The 13426-nt window shown below is 73.4% G+C and carries 15 protein-coding genes; 13 read left to right on the top strand and 2 right to left on the bottom strand.

The window, feature by feature from the left end; all coding sequences use genetic code 11:
• Nucleotides 1–69: 69 nt before the first annotated feature.
• The 8 genes from dapE to DPA01S_RS14720 all read left to right on the top strand — a co-directional run bounded on the left by dapE (nucleotide 70) and on the right by DPA01S_RS14720 (nucleotide 6820).
• A complete protein-coding gene (gene dapE / locus DPA01S_RS14750; protein ID WP_061227683.1) occupies nucleotides 70–1239 on the top strand; it encodes a succinyl-diaminopimelate desuccinylase in 1170 nt (389 codons plus the stop codon).
• A gap of 77 nt (nucleotides 1240–1316) precedes the next feature.
• Nucleotides 1317–2117, top strand: a complete 801-nt coding sequence (locus DPA01S_RS14745; RefSeq protein ID WP_061227637.1) for an LOG family protein — start codon at nucleotides 1317–1319, stop codon at nucleotides 2115–2117.
• Nucleotides 2117–2671, top strand: coding sequence for an LOG family protein (locus DPA01S_RS14740; protein ID WP_061227638.1), 555 nt, complete (start codon nucleotides 2117–2119; stop codon nucleotides 2669–2671). Before DPA01S_RS14745 ends, DPA01S_RS14740 begins: the two co-directional genes overlap by 1 nt.
• Before the next feature lie 128 nt (nucleotides 2672–2799).
• Nucleotides 2800–3612, top strand: a complete 813-nt coding sequence (gene folP, locus DPA01S_RS14735; RefSeq protein WP_165928459.1) for a dihydropteroate synthase — start codon at nucleotides 2800–2802, stop codon at nucleotides 3610–3612.
• A 50-nt stretch (nucleotides 3613–3662) separates the two neighbouring features.
• On the top strand, nucleotides 3663–4046 hold the full coding sequence (locus tag DPA01S_RS14730) for a DivIVA domain-containing protein (RefSeq protein ID WP_061227639.1): 384 nt from the start codon (nucleotides 3663–3665) through the stop codon (nucleotides 4044–4046).
• Nucleotides 4047–4137: 91 nt separating this feature from the next.
• Nucleotides 4138–4305 (top strand): DUF3117 domain-containing protein, encoded by a 168-nt coding sequence (locus DPA01S_RS16545; protein ID WP_007629831.1) that lies wholly within the window; start codon nucleotides 4138–4140, stop codon nucleotides 4303–4305.
• 77 nt (nucleotides 4306–4382) lie between these two features.
• Nucleotides 4383–5858 carry a leucyl aminopeptidase family protein gene (locus DPA01S_RS14725; protein ID WP_061227640.1) on the top strand — a complete coding sequence of 492 codons (1476 nt, stop codon included), beginning with the start codon at nucleotides 4383–4385 and terminating at the stop codon, nucleotides 5856–5858.
• The gene (locus DPA01S_RS14720; RefSeq protein WP_232303184.1) at nucleotides 5855–6820 is read left to right on the top strand and encodes a putative RNA methyltransferase; all 966 of its coding nucleotides are present in this window, start codon (nucleotides 5855–5857) and stop codon (nucleotides 6818–6820) included. The genes DPA01S_RS14725 and DPA01S_RS14720 overlap by 4 nt, the downstream gene beginning before the upstream one ends.
• Nucleotides 6821–6874: 54 nt before the next feature.
• Here the strand turns inward: DPA01S_RS14720 and glgA are convergent, their stop codons facing one another.
• The gene (gene glgA, locus DPA01S_RS14715) at nucleotides 6875–8041 is read right to left on the bottom strand and encodes a glycogen synthase (protein ID WP_174521502.1); all 1167 of its coding nucleotides are present in this window, start codon (nucleotides 8039–8041) and stop codon (nucleotides 6875–6877) included.
• A 144-nt stretch (nucleotides 8042–8185) separates the two neighbouring features.
• Between glgA and glgC the strand changes: the two genes are divergently transcribed.
• Nucleotides 8186–9412 carry a glucose-1-phosphate adenylyltransferase gene (glgC, locus tag DPA01S_RS14710; protein WP_007629839.1) on the top strand — a complete coding sequence of 409 codons (1227 nt, stop codon included), beginning with the start codon at nucleotides 8186–8188 and terminating at the stop codon, nucleotides 9410–9412.
• Nucleotides 9413–9456: 44 nt separating this feature from the next.
• Here the strand turns inward: glgC and DPA01S_RS14705 are convergent, their stop codons facing one another.
• A complete protein-coding gene (locus DPA01S_RS14705; protein WP_061227641.1) occupies nucleotides 9457–10065 on the bottom strand; it encodes an O-methyltransferase in 609 nt (202 codons plus the stop codon).
• Nucleotides 10066–10265: 200 nt separating this feature from the next.
• On the opposite strand from DPA01S_RS14705, the gene sigE reads away from it, so the two are divergent.
• The 4 genes from sigE to tatB all read left to right on the top strand — a co-directional run.
• Nucleotides 10266–10886: an RNA polymerase sigma factor SigE gene (sigE, locus tag DPA01S_RS14700; RefSeq protein ID WP_061227642.1), complete on the top strand. Its 621-nt coding sequence runs from the start codon at nucleotides 10266–10268 to the stop codon at nucleotides 10884–10886.
• 103 nt (nucleotides 10887–10989) lie between these two features.
• Entirely contained in the window at nucleotides 10990–11433 is a 444-nt protein-coding gene (locus DPA01S_RS14695) for an anti-sigma factor family protein (RefSeq protein WP_061227643.1), read from the top strand.
• A gap of 28 nt (nucleotides 11434–11461) precedes the next feature.
• Entirely contained in the window at nucleotides 11462–12964 is a 1503-nt protein-coding gene (locus DPA01S_RS14690; protein ID WP_061227686.1) for a S1C family serine protease, read from the top strand.
• A 64-nt stretch (nucleotides 12965–13028) separates the two neighbouring features.
• On the top strand, nucleotides 13029–13426 hold a 398-nt coding region (tatB, locus tag DPA01S_RS14685), incomplete at its 3' end, for a Sec-independent protein translocase protein TatB (RefSeq protein ID WP_061917488.1).

Genomic DNA, 13426 nt, shown 5'->3' with positions numbered 1-13426 from the left:
CGGTCCGCCCGGACGCACACCGGTCACGGTCGAGTCGCACACCGGGCCAGGGCAACTAGGGTGGAGACCGTGACCGCCGCCCTCGATCTGACCGCCGACCCGGTCGACCTCACCCGTGCCCTGGTCGACATCCCCAGCCCCTCGCGGCAGGAGGACGCGATCGCCACGGCCGTACACGCCGCGCTCGAGTCGACCGTCGCGGCCTTCACCGGCCCGGCCGCGGGGCGGACGGAGGTGATCCGCGACGGCAACCGGGTCCTCGCCCGGACCCGACGCGGGCTGCCGGGCCGGGCCGTGCTGGCCGGGCACCTCGACACGGTGCCGCTCGCCGACAACGTCCCCTGCCGGGTCACCAGCGAGGCCGACGAGCAGATCCTGCACGGCTGCGGGACGGTCGACATGAAATCCGGGGACGCGGTGTTCCTCCACCTCTTCGCTCTCCTGGCGGACAGCGAGGACCTGGTCCACGACCTCACCCTCGTGCTCTACGACTGCGAGGAGATCGAGGCGACGGCCAACGGCCTCGGTCACCTGGAGCGCAGCCACCGCGACTGGCTGGTCGGTGACGTCGCGATCCTCGGTGAGCCCACCGGCGGACTGATCGAGGCCGGGTGTCAGGGGACCCTGCGGATCCGGGTCCACGCCCGCGGTGTGCGCGCACACTCGGCGCGCAGCTGGCTCGGCGACAACGCGGTGCACCGCCTCGCGCCGGTGCTCGGGGCGCTCGCGGCCTACGAGGCCCGGTCGGTGGACATCGACGGCTGCGTCTATCGCGAGGGGTTGCAGGCGGTGCGGATGTCGGCGGGAGTCGCCGGCAACACCGTGCCGGACGAGGCGTGGCTCGACGTCAACTTCCGTTCGGCCCCGGACCGGGACACGGACGCCGCCCTCGCGCACGCGCTCGACGCCCTCGGACTCGCCGGGCTCCCCCGGGTGGAGACCGGCGAGGTCCCGCCGACCGAACCGGGGCTGTACTGGGAGTTGACCGACCTGTCCCCGGGCGCGCTGCCCGGGCTGAGCGCCCCCGCGGCGGCGGACCTCGTCCGCGCGGCCGGCGGGCGGGTCCGCGCCAAGTACGGCTGGACCGACGTGTCCCGGTTCGCCGCACTGGGGATCCCCGCGGTCAACCTCGGACCCGGCGACCCCGGACTGGCGCACAAGCGCGATGAGCACTGTCCCGCCGTCCAGATCACCGAGGTGACCCGGACTCTGCGCGACTACCTCACCACCCCGGGCTGAGACGGCGCCGGGCCCCGCCCGAGCCAGGGTCCCGCGCCGCCGCCCGACTCACCAGAGCACAGAAGGAGACACGGCCCATGGCCCCCAACGACCCGGTCCACATGCGTGGACCCGTCCTCGTCCGTCGAGAGAAGGACGGCGAGCGCACGACCACAGACCAGCGACTGTTGGACAAGAACCAGGACACCGACTGGCTGCACACCGACCCGTGGCGGGTCCTGCGCATCCAGAGCGAGTTCGTCAACGGCTTCGGCGCCCTGGCGGAGTTGAGGGACGCGGTCAGCGTGTTCGGTTCGGCCCGCACCCGGCCCGGTGACCCCGCCTACGAGCAGGCGGTGGAACTGGGCCGCGCATTGTCCGAGGCGGGCTACGCGGTGGTGACCGGCGGCGGCCCGGGCCAGATGGAGGCGGCCAACAAGGGCGCGTGGGAGGCCGACGGTCAGTCGGTCGGACTGGGTATCGAGCTCCCCCACGAGCAGGGCATGAACCGGTGGGTCGACCTCGGTCTGCACTTCCGGTACTTCTTCATCCGCAAGACGATGTTCGTCAAGTACACGCAGGCGTTCGTGTGTACGCCGGGCGGATTCGGCACCCTCGACGAGTTCTTCGAGGCCATCACCCTGGTCCAGACGGACAAGATCACCCGGTTTCCGATCGTGTTGTTGGGCGTGGACTTCTGGTCCCCTCTCGTGGACTGGATCCGCGGCACGCTGGCCGAACAGGGCATGATCTCGGCGTCCGACCTCGAGCTGTTCCTCGTGACCGACTCGGTGCCCGAGGCGGTGGAGTTCATCCGCGAGGCGCACCACCGCGCCGCACTGACGTCCGAGCAGCGGGAGGACCTCATCGGCGAGGAGCACCGCGGGGTCGAGCGCTGATGGCGCCGGTCCCGAACCGTCGGGTGTGCGTCTACTGCGCGTCCTCGACCTACGACCCGCGCCTGCTCGAGATCGCGACCGAGGTGGGCGACGCGATCGCCCGCCGGGGCTGGTCGCTGGTCTCGGGCGGTGGCAACGTCTCCATGATGGGCGCGCTGGCCGAGGCGGCCCGCGGGGGCGGCGCCCGGACGGTCGGGGTGATCCCCGAGGGGCTGCGGGTGCGGGAGGTCGCCGACACGGCGGCCGACGAGCTCGTCGTCGTCACCACCATGCGTGAACGCAAGCGGGAGATGGAGGAGCGCTCGGACGCGTTCCTCACGTTGCCCGGGGGGATCGGGACCATGGAGGAGATGTTCGAGATGTGGACCTCGGCCTCGCTGGGGTTCCACCACAAGCCGGTCGTGCTCTACGACCCCATCGGGTTCTACCGCCCGCTCCTCGACTGGGTCGACGGGCTGGCGGAGGCCGGGCTGGTCAAGCCGGCGGCGCTGGACCGCCTGGTGGTGCGCGACGATCTCGACGCTGCCCTCGACGCCTGTGGAGGGCGCAGGTGACCACGCCCGGCGACTCGCCCGCCACCCAGCCCGCCAACCAGCCCGCCACCCAGCCGGGCCCCGCTCCCCGGCCGGTCGTGGCACCCACTCTGTGCGGTCGGCCGGTGCCGGTGGACCGCCCCCTGGTCATGGCGATCGTCAACCGCACCCCCGACTCGTTCTACGACCGCGGCGCGACGTTCACCGATCCCGCGGCGATGCGCCGCGTCGACGAGGTCGTGGCGGCGGGGGCCGACGTCCTCGACATCGGCGGCGTCAAGGCCGGGCCGGGGGACCTCGTCGACGTCGACGAGGAGACCCGCCGGGTCGTACCGTTCGTCGAGGCGGTGCGCGGGCGGCACCCGGACGTGCTCATCTCGGTGGACACATGGCGCGGTGAGGTGGCGCGGCGCGCGCTCGCGGCCGGGGCGGACGTGGTCAACGACACGTGGGCGGGCCACGACCCCGGGGTGCTCACCGCGGCCGGGGAGGCCGGCGCGGGCTTCGTGTGCTCGCACACCGGAGGCGCGGTGCCGCGGACGCGCCCGTTCCGGGTGGGGTACGCCGACGTGGTCCGTGACGTCGTCGAGGAGCTCACGTCCGCGGCCGAGCGGGCGCTGGCCGCGGGGGTGCCGGCCGACGGCGTCCTCATCGACCCGACCCACGATTTCGGCAAGAACACCTTCCACGGGCTCGAACTGCTCAGGCGGATGGACGAGATCGTGGCGGTGGGATACCCGGTGCTCATGGCCCTGAGCAACAAGGACTTCATCGGCGAGACCCTGGACGCCGGGGTGGACGACCGCGCGGAGGGCACGCTGGCGGCCACGTCGGTCGCCGCCTACCTCGGCGCACGGGTGTTCCGCACGCACGACGTGCCGGGCACGCTGCGCGCCCTGGAGATGGTCGCGTCGATCGTGGGCACCCGCCGACCTGCGCGGACTGTACGCGGTCTGGCCTGACCCGTGTGGGAGACTGGGCGCGGCGGTCGTCACTACAGGAGGGGAGCGCGATGCTCACCATCGTCGTCTACGTGGTCGTGACGCTGATCGTGGCCTCGGGCCTGTTCGCGCTGTCGCTGCTGGTGTTCGGGCGTTCGGAGTTGCTGCCCGCAGTGGAGGCGGGCCACACCGTCACCCGCCTGCCGCAGGGCCCGCTGTCCGGGGATGATATCCGGGCGGTACGCCTCGGGGTGTCCGCGCGCGGGTACACGATGGCCGAGGTCGACTGGACCCTGGAGCAGGCCGCGCTGGAGATCGACAGGTTGCGGGCGCGGCTCGGGGAGACCGCCGTCGGTGACGGCGCGCCCGTCGGGGCGGACGGCGGCGCGGTCGGCGGGGTGCGTGGTGCGGACGGTCGGTCTGCTACGACGTCCGAGTCGGGCCGGACGCGCTAGAATCTGTTGTATCCACTGGAGCAGTACCGATCGTGGGCACGGGCGCCCGGCAGGGCGCGCCCCGCGGACTAGGACGAAGGGAATCGACCTGATGGCGGCTATGAAGCCCAGGACCGGTGACGGACCGATGGAAGCGGCCAAGGAGGGCCGCGGGATCGTCATGCGCGTCCCTCTCGAGGGCGGCGGTCGACTGGTCGTCGAGCTGACCCCCGATGAGGCCAAGTCGCTCGGCGAGGAGCTGACGCAGGCCACCTCTTGATCGATCGTCCCACCGATGCCGGCGCATCCGACCCTTGTGGCGGATGCGCCGACTCATGTCACCGGAAGGTACCGCCGATGTCCGATGTCCCCAGCCGCCCCCTGCCCGCGGTCCGTGTCGCGTCCGGTGAGGTCCCCGCGGCAGCGCGGCCCGTCGTGGTGCGTCGTCCGGAGGCCGGCCGGGTGACGCGCGGCCTGGCCCGTGAGGTCAGTGTGACCGTCCGTGACGGGCGTGCCGTGCTGGAGGTGGAGGTCGACGGGTCGACGCCGCGTTCGGGCTGGTCGGGCGCCGTGGACCACGGGTTGGGGCATCGCCGCGCGGGCGCGGCGCTGGCGCGTCACCTCCGCGAGGCCGGGTCCGTCGAACCGGTGGCGGTCTCGGTGCCCGGCGAGGTCCCGACAGACCGGGTGGCGGACGTGGTCCTGGGCTACCTGTTGGGGGCGCGCGGCCAGGACGTGTTCGCGGCCGACCCCGCGCCGGTGGCGCCGGAACTCGTGGTGGTGGTCACCGCGGGACCGGGAGGGGGCGACGACGACGAGGAGCGCGTCTGCCGTGAGGTGGCGACGGCGGTGGAGGCCGCGCGGGCGACGGCCGCGGCCCGCGATCTCGCCGGCGCCCCCTCGGACCGGAAGACGCCGGAGTGGCTGGTGGGGCGGATGGCCGGGGCGCTGCGCGCCGCTGGGATGCGCGCGGACGTCCTCTCGGGTGGGGATCTCGTCTCCGGCGGGTTCGGCGGCGTGCTCGCGGTGGGCGGTGGCTCGGCGAACCCGCCGGCCGTTCTGGTGGCCCGTCGCCCCGGCCCGGGCCCGCGGGTGCTGCTGGTGGGCAAAGGCATCACGTTCGACACGGGCGGGATCTCGGTGAAACCGGCCGACGGCATGCACCTCATGCGGACCGACATGGCGGGCTCGGCGGCCGTCGTGGCGGCGGCGGAGGCGTTCTGCGCGGACACCGCGCCCGCGTACACGGGAGTGGATCTCACGGTGGTGGTGCCGTCGGCGGAGAACATGCTCTCCGGTTCCGCCTACCGTCCGGGCGACGTCGTCACCCATGTGGGCGGGACGACCTCCGAGGTCACCAACACCGACGCGGAGGGCCGGATGGTCCTGGCCGACGCATTGGCTCACGGCATCGCCGAGTGCGACCCGGAGGTGGTGATCGACGTCGCGACGCTCACCGGCGCGATGAAGGTGGCGTTGGGGATGCGGACGGGTGCGGTCATGGCCACCGACGACGATCTCGCCGACCGGGTCGCCGCCGCGGGGGCGAGGGCGGGGGAGCGGTGGTGGCGGCTCCCGCTCCCCGACGATCTGCGTCCGGCGGTCCGCTCCGACGTCGCCGACCGCCGCCAGGCACCGAAGGGACCGGGCGCCATCACCGCGGCGCTCTTCCTCGAGGGCTTCGTCGACGGCCGCCCGTGGGCGCACCTCGACATCGCCGGGCCGGCCCGCTCTCCCGAGGAGATCGACGAGGTCGGGCCCATCGCGACGGGATTCGCCACCCGCACGCTGCTCGGGTTGCTCCGCGACCTCGCGGATCGACCGCGGGCGTGACCCCCGGACCCGCCCTCCGACGGATCGTGCCCCTGTTGCGCTGCCCGTTCTGCGGGGAGGCGATGCGGGCGACCGACCAGGGCGTCACGTGCGGTTCCGGGCATCCGTTCGACCGGGCCCGCCAGGGGTATCTCAGCCTCTTCGGCCCCCGGGGTCGGCGCTTCCCCGGGGACACCGCCGATCAGGTCGCGGCCCGCGACCGGGTGCTGTCCTCGGGGCTCTTCGACGGGGTCCTCGACGCGCTGGCGGCGGTGGCCCGTGACGCCCTCGGGGCGGGAATCCCGGACCGCGACGGCATGGGGGCGGGGACCCCGGCCCGTGACGCCCTCGGTGCCGGGGCCCCGACCGGGCCCGCCGCGCGCCGCGTCGTCCTCGAGGCGGGCGCGGGAACCGGCCACTACCTCGCCGGGGTGCTCGACGCCGTCGGCCGACACGGCGACGGCGCCGACGTGGTGGGGATCGGCACGGAGATCTCGGCGGCGGCAGCCCGGCGGCTGGCCCGCGCGCACCCGGCGGTGGCCGCGGTGGTGGCGGACACGTGGGACGGCCTCCCACTCGCGGACGGCTGCGTCGACCTCGTGCAGGTGGTCTTCGCACCCCGCAATCCGTCGGAGTTCGCGCGTGTGCTGCGCCCGGGCGGGACGCTGGTCGTCGCGGTGCCCGGGGAGGGGCACCTCGAGCCGCTGCGGTCGGCCGGGGGACTGCTCGAGCCGGCGCCGGACAAGGCCGCGAGACTCGACTCCGAACTGGCGGCAGCCTTCGAGCCGGGCCCGGTCCGCGTCGTCGACCAGCGCACCGAGGTGCCCGCGGCGGTCGCCGTCGACCTCGCGCTCATGGGGCCCAGCGGGGTGCACCTCGACCGGTCACGGCTGGAGGCCGCCCTCGGCGCCGACGACCGGCCGGTCCGGCTGCACGTCGAGGTGCGCTCCTACCGCGTGCCGCTGGGCGACCGCCGCTACTGACGATCCGGGCGTGCGGGCGTGCGGGCGCACCGGGCGGCCGCCGTCGGCACGGCGCTACAGCAGCGAGGAGTACATCCGGTGGGTCTGCTCGGCGATCGCCTGCCACGAGAACCGGGACACGGCCCGCTCCTTGCCGGCCCGGCCCATCCGCGCCGCCCGCTCGGGATCCGCGATCAGCTCGTTGACCGCCTCCGCGAGCCCCCGCTCGAACGCCCCGGTCGCCGACTCGTCGTAGTGGACGAGGACGCCCGTCTCGCCGTCGACGACGACCTCCGGTATCCCACCGACGTCGGAGGCCACCACGGCGGTGTCACACGCCATGGCCTCGAGGTTGACGATGCCCAGCGGCTCGTACACCGACGGGCACGCGAACACCGTCGCGGCGGACAGGATCTCGATGACCTCCTCGCGCGGCAGCATGTCGCGCAGCCAGAAGACCCCGTCCCGTGCCGCCCTGAGCTCGGCGACCAGTGACTCCATCTCGGCCGCGATCTCCGGGGTGTCCGGCGCGCCCGCGCACAACACCAACTGGGCGTCCGGGTGGAAGTCGCGGGCGGCCCGCACGAGATGCGGCACGCCCTTCTGCCGGGTGATCCGCCCGACGAACGCCACGATCGGACGGTCCGGGTCGACCCCGTGGCGCCGCAGTACCGAGTCCTCCCCGGAGAACGTCTCGACCGGCGCCCACACCGCGGTGTCGATGCCGTTGAGGATCACGTGGATGCGGCCCGGCTCGACCTCGGGGTAGACACGCAGGATCTCGTCCTTCATCCGGGCGCTCACCGCGACCACGGCGTCGGCGTTCGCGAACGCGTTGCGCTCCGACCACGACGAGACCCGGTAGCCGCCTCCCAGTTGCTCGGCCTTCCACGGCCGGCTCGGTTCGAGCGAGTGCGCCGACACCACGTGGGGGACGCCGTAGAGCTGACCGGCCAGATGCCCTGCGAGCCCCGTGTACCAGGTGTGGGAGTGGACGATGTCCGCCCCCTCGGCCGCGACGGACATCCGCAGGCCGGCGGACAGGGTCTGGATCGCGGGATTGGCGTCGGGCCCCAGCTCCGGGTCGGGGCGGAACGCGCGGGCGGTGTCGCGGTCCGCGCCCATGCACAGCACGTCCACGTCGCACAGCGGCCGCAGGTTGGCCACCAGTTCGGTCACGTGTACCCCGGCCCCGCCGTAGACCTCCGGCGGGTACTCCCTCGTCATCATCGCTACTCGCACACCGGCCAAGGTAGTCGCTCGGGCCCCCGCCCGAGGCGTGCCCGGTGAACGCCGCCCGTCGCCGGGGTGACGACCGGGCGCGCGACGGGGGTCAAAGCGCCCGTTGCCCCGTGGCGGGTCGCGCGGAGTCGATACGGTGGGGTCGTGAGGAACCAGCCGCATGTCCTAGCAATCGTCCTCGCCGGCGGCGAGGGCAAGCGACTCTTCCCGCTCACGGCGGACCGCGCGAAACCCGCCGTGCCGTTCGGCGGGTCCTACCGGCTCATCGACTTCGTGCTGAGCAACCTCGTCAACGCCGGGTTCATGCGCATCTGCGTCCTCACCCAATACAAGTCGCACTCCCTGGACCGCCACATCGCGCAGGTGTGGCACATGCGGGGCATGGGCGGCGAGTACGTGGCCCCCGTGCCGGCCCAGCAGCGGCTCGGGCCCCGCTGGTACACGGGTTCGGCCGACGCGATCCTGCAGTCGCTCAACCTCGTCCACGACGAGAAGCCCGACCACATCGTCGTCTTCGGCGCCGACCACGTGTACCGCATGGACCCGCGCCAGATGCTCGACCACCACATCACCACCGGCGCCGCGGTGACGGTCGCCGGGATCCGTGTCCCCCGCGACGAGGCGTTCGCCTTCGGCTGCATCGACGCCGGCGAGGACGACATCATCCGCGGCTGGGTGGAGAAGCCCTCCGACCCGCCCGGCACCCCCGACGACCCGGACGCGACCTTCGCGTCGATGGGTAACTACATCTTCACCACGGACGCGCTCATCGAGACCCTGAGGGCGGACGCCGAGAAGCCCGACTCCTCCCACGACATGGGCGGCGACATCATCCCCGCCCTGGTGGAGCAGGAGCGCGCCTACGTCTACGACTTCGCCCGCAACGACGTGCCCGGCGAGACCGAGCGCGACCGCGGCTACTGGCGCGACGTCGGCACCATCGACGCGTTCTACGACGCCCATATGGACCTCGTCTCGGTCCACCCGGTGTTCAACCTCTACAACGACCGGTGGCCCATCCGCACCCAGCAGGACAACCTGCCGCCCGCGAAGTTCGTCAACGGCGGGATGTCGCAGGAGTCGATGGTCGGGGCGGGCACGATCATCTCCGCGGCCACCGTGCGCAACTCGGTCGTGTCCAACAACGTGGTCGTCGAGGACGGCGCCGTGGTCGAGGGCAGCGTCCTCATGCCGGGGGTGCGCATCGGCCGCGGCGCGGTCGTGCGCAAGGCGATCGTCGACAAGAACTGCCACATCGGCGACGGGGACCTCATCGGCGTCGACCACGAACGCGACCGGAAGCGGTTCCCCATCAGCGCGGGCGGGGTCGTCAGCGTCGCCAAGAACACCGTCACGTCCCTGCCGGGCTGATCGCCGGGCGCGCCGGGCGGCGTGACGGGTCAGAGCGTGACGGGTCAGAGCGTGACGACGGTGAGCCCGGCGCCCACCGGCAGGAGCGTCACGTGGGCGTGCTCCGGGAGGTCCGTGTCCTCCGGCAGGGGCGCGTGCTCGCCGATGAGCACGAGCGCCCCGCCGGAGCGCAGCAGCTGGTGCGACCGCGAGATCAGGCGCGTCACCGAGTGGGCGGGGACGTCCGCGACCACCAGGTCGTATGCGCCGTCGGTGAGCTTGTCCGCGACCTCCAGCGGGCGGGCCGCGATGTAGCGCGCCGCCGAGGAGGGATGACCCGCCCCGCGGACCGCGGCCCGCGCGGCGTCGAGGTGGTGCGGATCCTCGGTGATGCACGTGACCACGGCCCCGGACCCCTGTCCCGCCGCCGCGAGGATCGCGAGTGCGGGGACACCCGGCGCCGGCGTGATGCACACCGCGGCGCGGGTGCCGTTCAGCCGGGCGATCATCCGGATGGCCTCCGCGGTCGGGGCGTCCGGTGAGGGCGCACCCAGTTCGTCGGCCTCGGCGCGGGCCGGGGCGTAGAGGGAGTCGTCGACGAGGGCCGCGCTCCGGTGCGCCAGCCCGTCGGCTCCGGAGCGGTCGGTGGCGGGGAGATCAGAGGAATCGGACACCCGAGCAGCGTATCGCCGCGGACCGGCGCAGCGGCGACCAACGCGCGGTGACCGGATCGGTACAAAACTCTCAGTGCGATCTCAGTACGCGTATACCGTGAGGACAGACCGGTAGGGGACAGTGGTCAGACGTCGCGCCACGAGGGCGCGAACCACCACCGCGCGGGGACACGCCCCGCGCCGGAAGGCGGCGGCAGCGCATGTACTCACGAACCGTGCACGGGACGACGATCGCCCCGGTGGCCCCCGACGAGTCGGCAGGCACCGCACGATTCGACTCGACCGGCGACGCGGCGGACATGCCCACCTGGTCCCAACTGGTCGCCCAGCACGGTGACCGGGTCTACCGCCTCGCGTTCCGACTCTGCGGCAACGCCCATGACGCGGAGGACATCACGCAGGAGGCGTTCATCCGCGTCTTCCGGTCCCTCGACCGCTACAAGCCCGGGACCTTCGAGGGGTGGATGCACCGGATCGTCACCAACCTCTTCCTCGACATGGCCCGGCGACGCTCGCGCATTCGCTTCGAGACCCTGCCCGAGGACGCCGAACGCGTCCCCGGGCGCGAGCGGAGCCCGGAGCAGGTCCTGGCCGACGAGACGTTCGACCCGGTGCTGCAGGCGGCGCTCGACAACCTGACCCCGGAGTTCCGGGCGGCCGTCGTCCTCAGCGACATCGAGGACCTCAGCTACGAGGAGGTCGGCCGCATCCTCGGGGTGAAGATGGGTACCGTCCGCAGCCGTATCCACCGCGGCCGCGCCGCCCTGCGCGCCGAGCTCGAGGCCGCCGGGGTCACCGGAGCGCACCAGCGGTCCAGCTGAGCCGCCGCGTCCGACGGCGGGAACAGCGGAGCCGTTTCGGACGTTGACCCATCGAGATCGGGCGGGACACCGCCCCGCAGGCCGACGGTCGGGAGGGCGTGGCGTGGATCGACATCGTCACGGGCGCGGCTCCGCGCCCGAGTTCAGGTTGTCGCAGACGTCCGCGCGGGAAGTGGTCGGCCGGACCGGGCCGCCGCGGACGCGGGAGCACTTCCTGTCCACCGACCACCTCTCCATCGAGGCCGCGGCAGCGTACGTCGACGGCCGGCTGCCCGAGGCCGGCCAGTCCCGCGCGGACGCGCACCTCGCCCGCTGCGCCAACTGCCGCCGCGAGGTCGAGGGGCAGCGCGAGGCGCGCCACGCGCTGCGGGGCTCGGGACCCATCCACATGCCCCGCGAGCTACTCGAGCGACTACGCAACCTGGACGATCTGACCGTGGCCGCTCACGGGCCAGCCGACGACCGGGACGGGACGCCCGCCCCCGCGGAGGCGTCCGCGACCGCGTGGGCGAGGCTGCTTCGCCGGCTGCGGCGACGCGGCCGTTAGGGTGGGCCGGGTGGAGGACCAGAGTGGCGTGCGCGGGGCGACGGGGCGCGACGAGGAGCCGGACCGCCCCCTGCGCGAGCCGGCACCCATCCACCGACCGGCCGTCGATCCGGACGTCGTCGCCCTGTTCTCCCGCCCCGAGGGCGTCTCCGGTGGATTCGACCCCACCTCCGCCACCGGCGCCGTGGGCAGCGCCGACCCGGGCGTCGTCCGTGACGCCGATCCCGCACTGGCGCAGGCGTTCGGCCCCGGCCCGGAGAGCCCCCGGGGTATCGAACGTCATCCGGAGTGGCAGGACGAGGCCGCCACGCCCCCGGCGCGCACACCCGACCCCTGGCGTGACCCGCAGGCCCCGGTCGGTCTCGGCGCTCCCGCCGTGGCGGCCACTCCCGAGCCGCGCCCCGTCGACCTGTCCGGTGCGGACGAGGCCCCACCGGCCCGGCTCTCGCTCTCCGAGGCGCTGTTCGAGCGCCGACTGAGCAGGCGGGCGCTGGCCGGGGCGATCGCGGCCGTCGCCGTCGTCGCCCTCGCCGGCGGTGCCATCGGCGCCGTCGTCGCCGATTCCGCCCGCGTCCTCACCACCTCGACCGTCCGCATCGCCGACGCGCCGGACAACGTCCTGCGCCCCGACAATCCGGTCGGCGAGGTCGCACGGCGGGTCCAACCCGCCGTCGTCAACATCCAGGTCTCCACCCCGTCGGCCCGCGGGGAGGGCTCCGGCATCGTCATCGACCCCCAGGGATACATCGTCACCAACAACCACGTCGTCACCATGGACGGTGCCGCCGACCGCGCCGACATCGACGTCATCTTCCCCGACGGCTCCCGCGCCGCGGCGGAGATGGTCGGCCGCGACCCCGCCACGGACCTGGCGGTCCTCAAGGTCGAGGACGTCCAGAACCTCACCGTCGCCACCCTCGGAAACTCCGACGACGTCCAGGTCGGCGAGCAGGTCATCGCGATCGGATCCCCGCTCGGACTGGCGCGGACGGTCACCGAGGGGATCGTCTCCGCGACCCGGCGGCCGATCGCGCTGGGGGAGTCGACCTCCGACGGCGACGTGGTGATCGACGCCATCCAGACCGACGCCGCCATCAACCCCGGCAACTCCGGCGGGCCGCTCATTGACGGCACCGGGGCGGTCATCGGGATCAACACCTCGATCTTCACGCAGTCCGGCGGATCCATCGGCCTCGGCTTCGCGATCCCCGTCAACGACGTCCGCGACATCGCCACCTCACTCATGACCGAGGGGTCGGTCCGACACGCGACGATCGGGGTCAACGCCCGTAAGGCGGACAACGGCGCGGTCGAGGGCGCGGAGATCGTCAACGTGCGCGAGGGATCGCCCGCCCAGTCCGGCGGACTACGCGAGGGCGACGTCGTCACCCGCGTCGGGGAGCGACGGGTGCGCTCGTCCGACGAACTCGTGGTGGCGGTCCGCCGCGCCGGTGCGGACGTCGACGTCCCGGTCGAGGTCATCCGCGGCGGATCACGCGTCGAGCTGACCGTCCGTCCCACGCTCGGCTGAGCCCGGGGGTCACCCGCGCAGGTCACGCTCCCGCTCGCGCGCGCCACGACGTATCCTGACTGCGATGTTCACAAACGTGGGGTGGTCCGAGCTCCTGGTCCTCGGGGTGATCGCACTGGTCGTCCTGGGGCCCGAGCGTCTGCCCGAGGCCGCCCGCTGGCTGGCGTCCGCGATCCGCAAGGTCCGCGAGTTCGCCAGCAACGCGCAGCAACAGCTCAAGGACGACTACGGGACCGACTTCGAGGAGTTCCGCGAGCCGCTCAAGCAGCTCAACGACCTGCGCGGCATGAGCCCCCGCGCCATGGTCACCAAGCACCTGCTGGACGGCGACGACTCCCTGTTCACCGGGGACTTCGGCGCCGCCGCTCCCGCTGGAGGTGCCGCCGTCGCGGGAGGCGCCGGCGCGGCCGGCTCCGCGGGCGGCGGGACCGCGGCCGAGCCGCGCCGCTCGACCCGCCCGCC

It is taken from the genome of Dietzia papillomatosis NBRC 105045 (genome assembly GCF_001570845.1).
Classification (GTDB): Bacteria; Actinomycetota; Actinomycetes; order Mycobacteriales; family Mycobacteriaceae; genus Dietzia; species Dietzia cinnamea.
This window is presented reverse-complemented; position numbering and strand designations above follow the sequence as displayed.

Bases quoted from the DNA above. Each gene is read 5' to 3' on its own strand.
- folP (WP_165928459.1), top strand. From the start codon at position 2,800: ATGGCGATCGTCAACCGCACCCCCGACTCGTTCTACGACCGCGGCGCG.
- DPA01S_RS14740 (WP_061227638.1), top strand. From the start codon at position 2,117: ATGGCGCCGGTCCCGAACCGTCGGGTGTGCGTCTACTGCGCGTCCTCG.
- DPA01S_RS14745 (WP_061227637.1), top strand. From the start codon at position 1,317: ATGGCCCCCAACGACCCGGTCCACATGCGTGGACCCGTCCTCGTCCGT.
- sigE (WP_061227642.1), top strand. From the start codon at position 10,266: ATGTACTCACGAACCGTGCACGGGACGACGATCGCCCCGGTGGCCCCC.
- DPA01S_RS14725 (WP_061227640.1), top strand. From the start codon at position 4,383: ATGTCCGATGTCCCCAGCCGCCCCCTGCCCGCGGTCCGTGTCGCGTCC.
- DPA01S_RS14730 (WP_061227639.1), top strand. From the start codon at position 3,663: ATGCTCACCATCGTCGTCTACGTGGTCGTGACGCTGATCGTGGCCTCG.
- DPA01S_RS16545 (WP_007629831.1), top strand. From the start codon at position 4,138: ATGGCGGCTATGAAGCCCAGGACCGGTGACGGACCGATGGAAGCGGCC.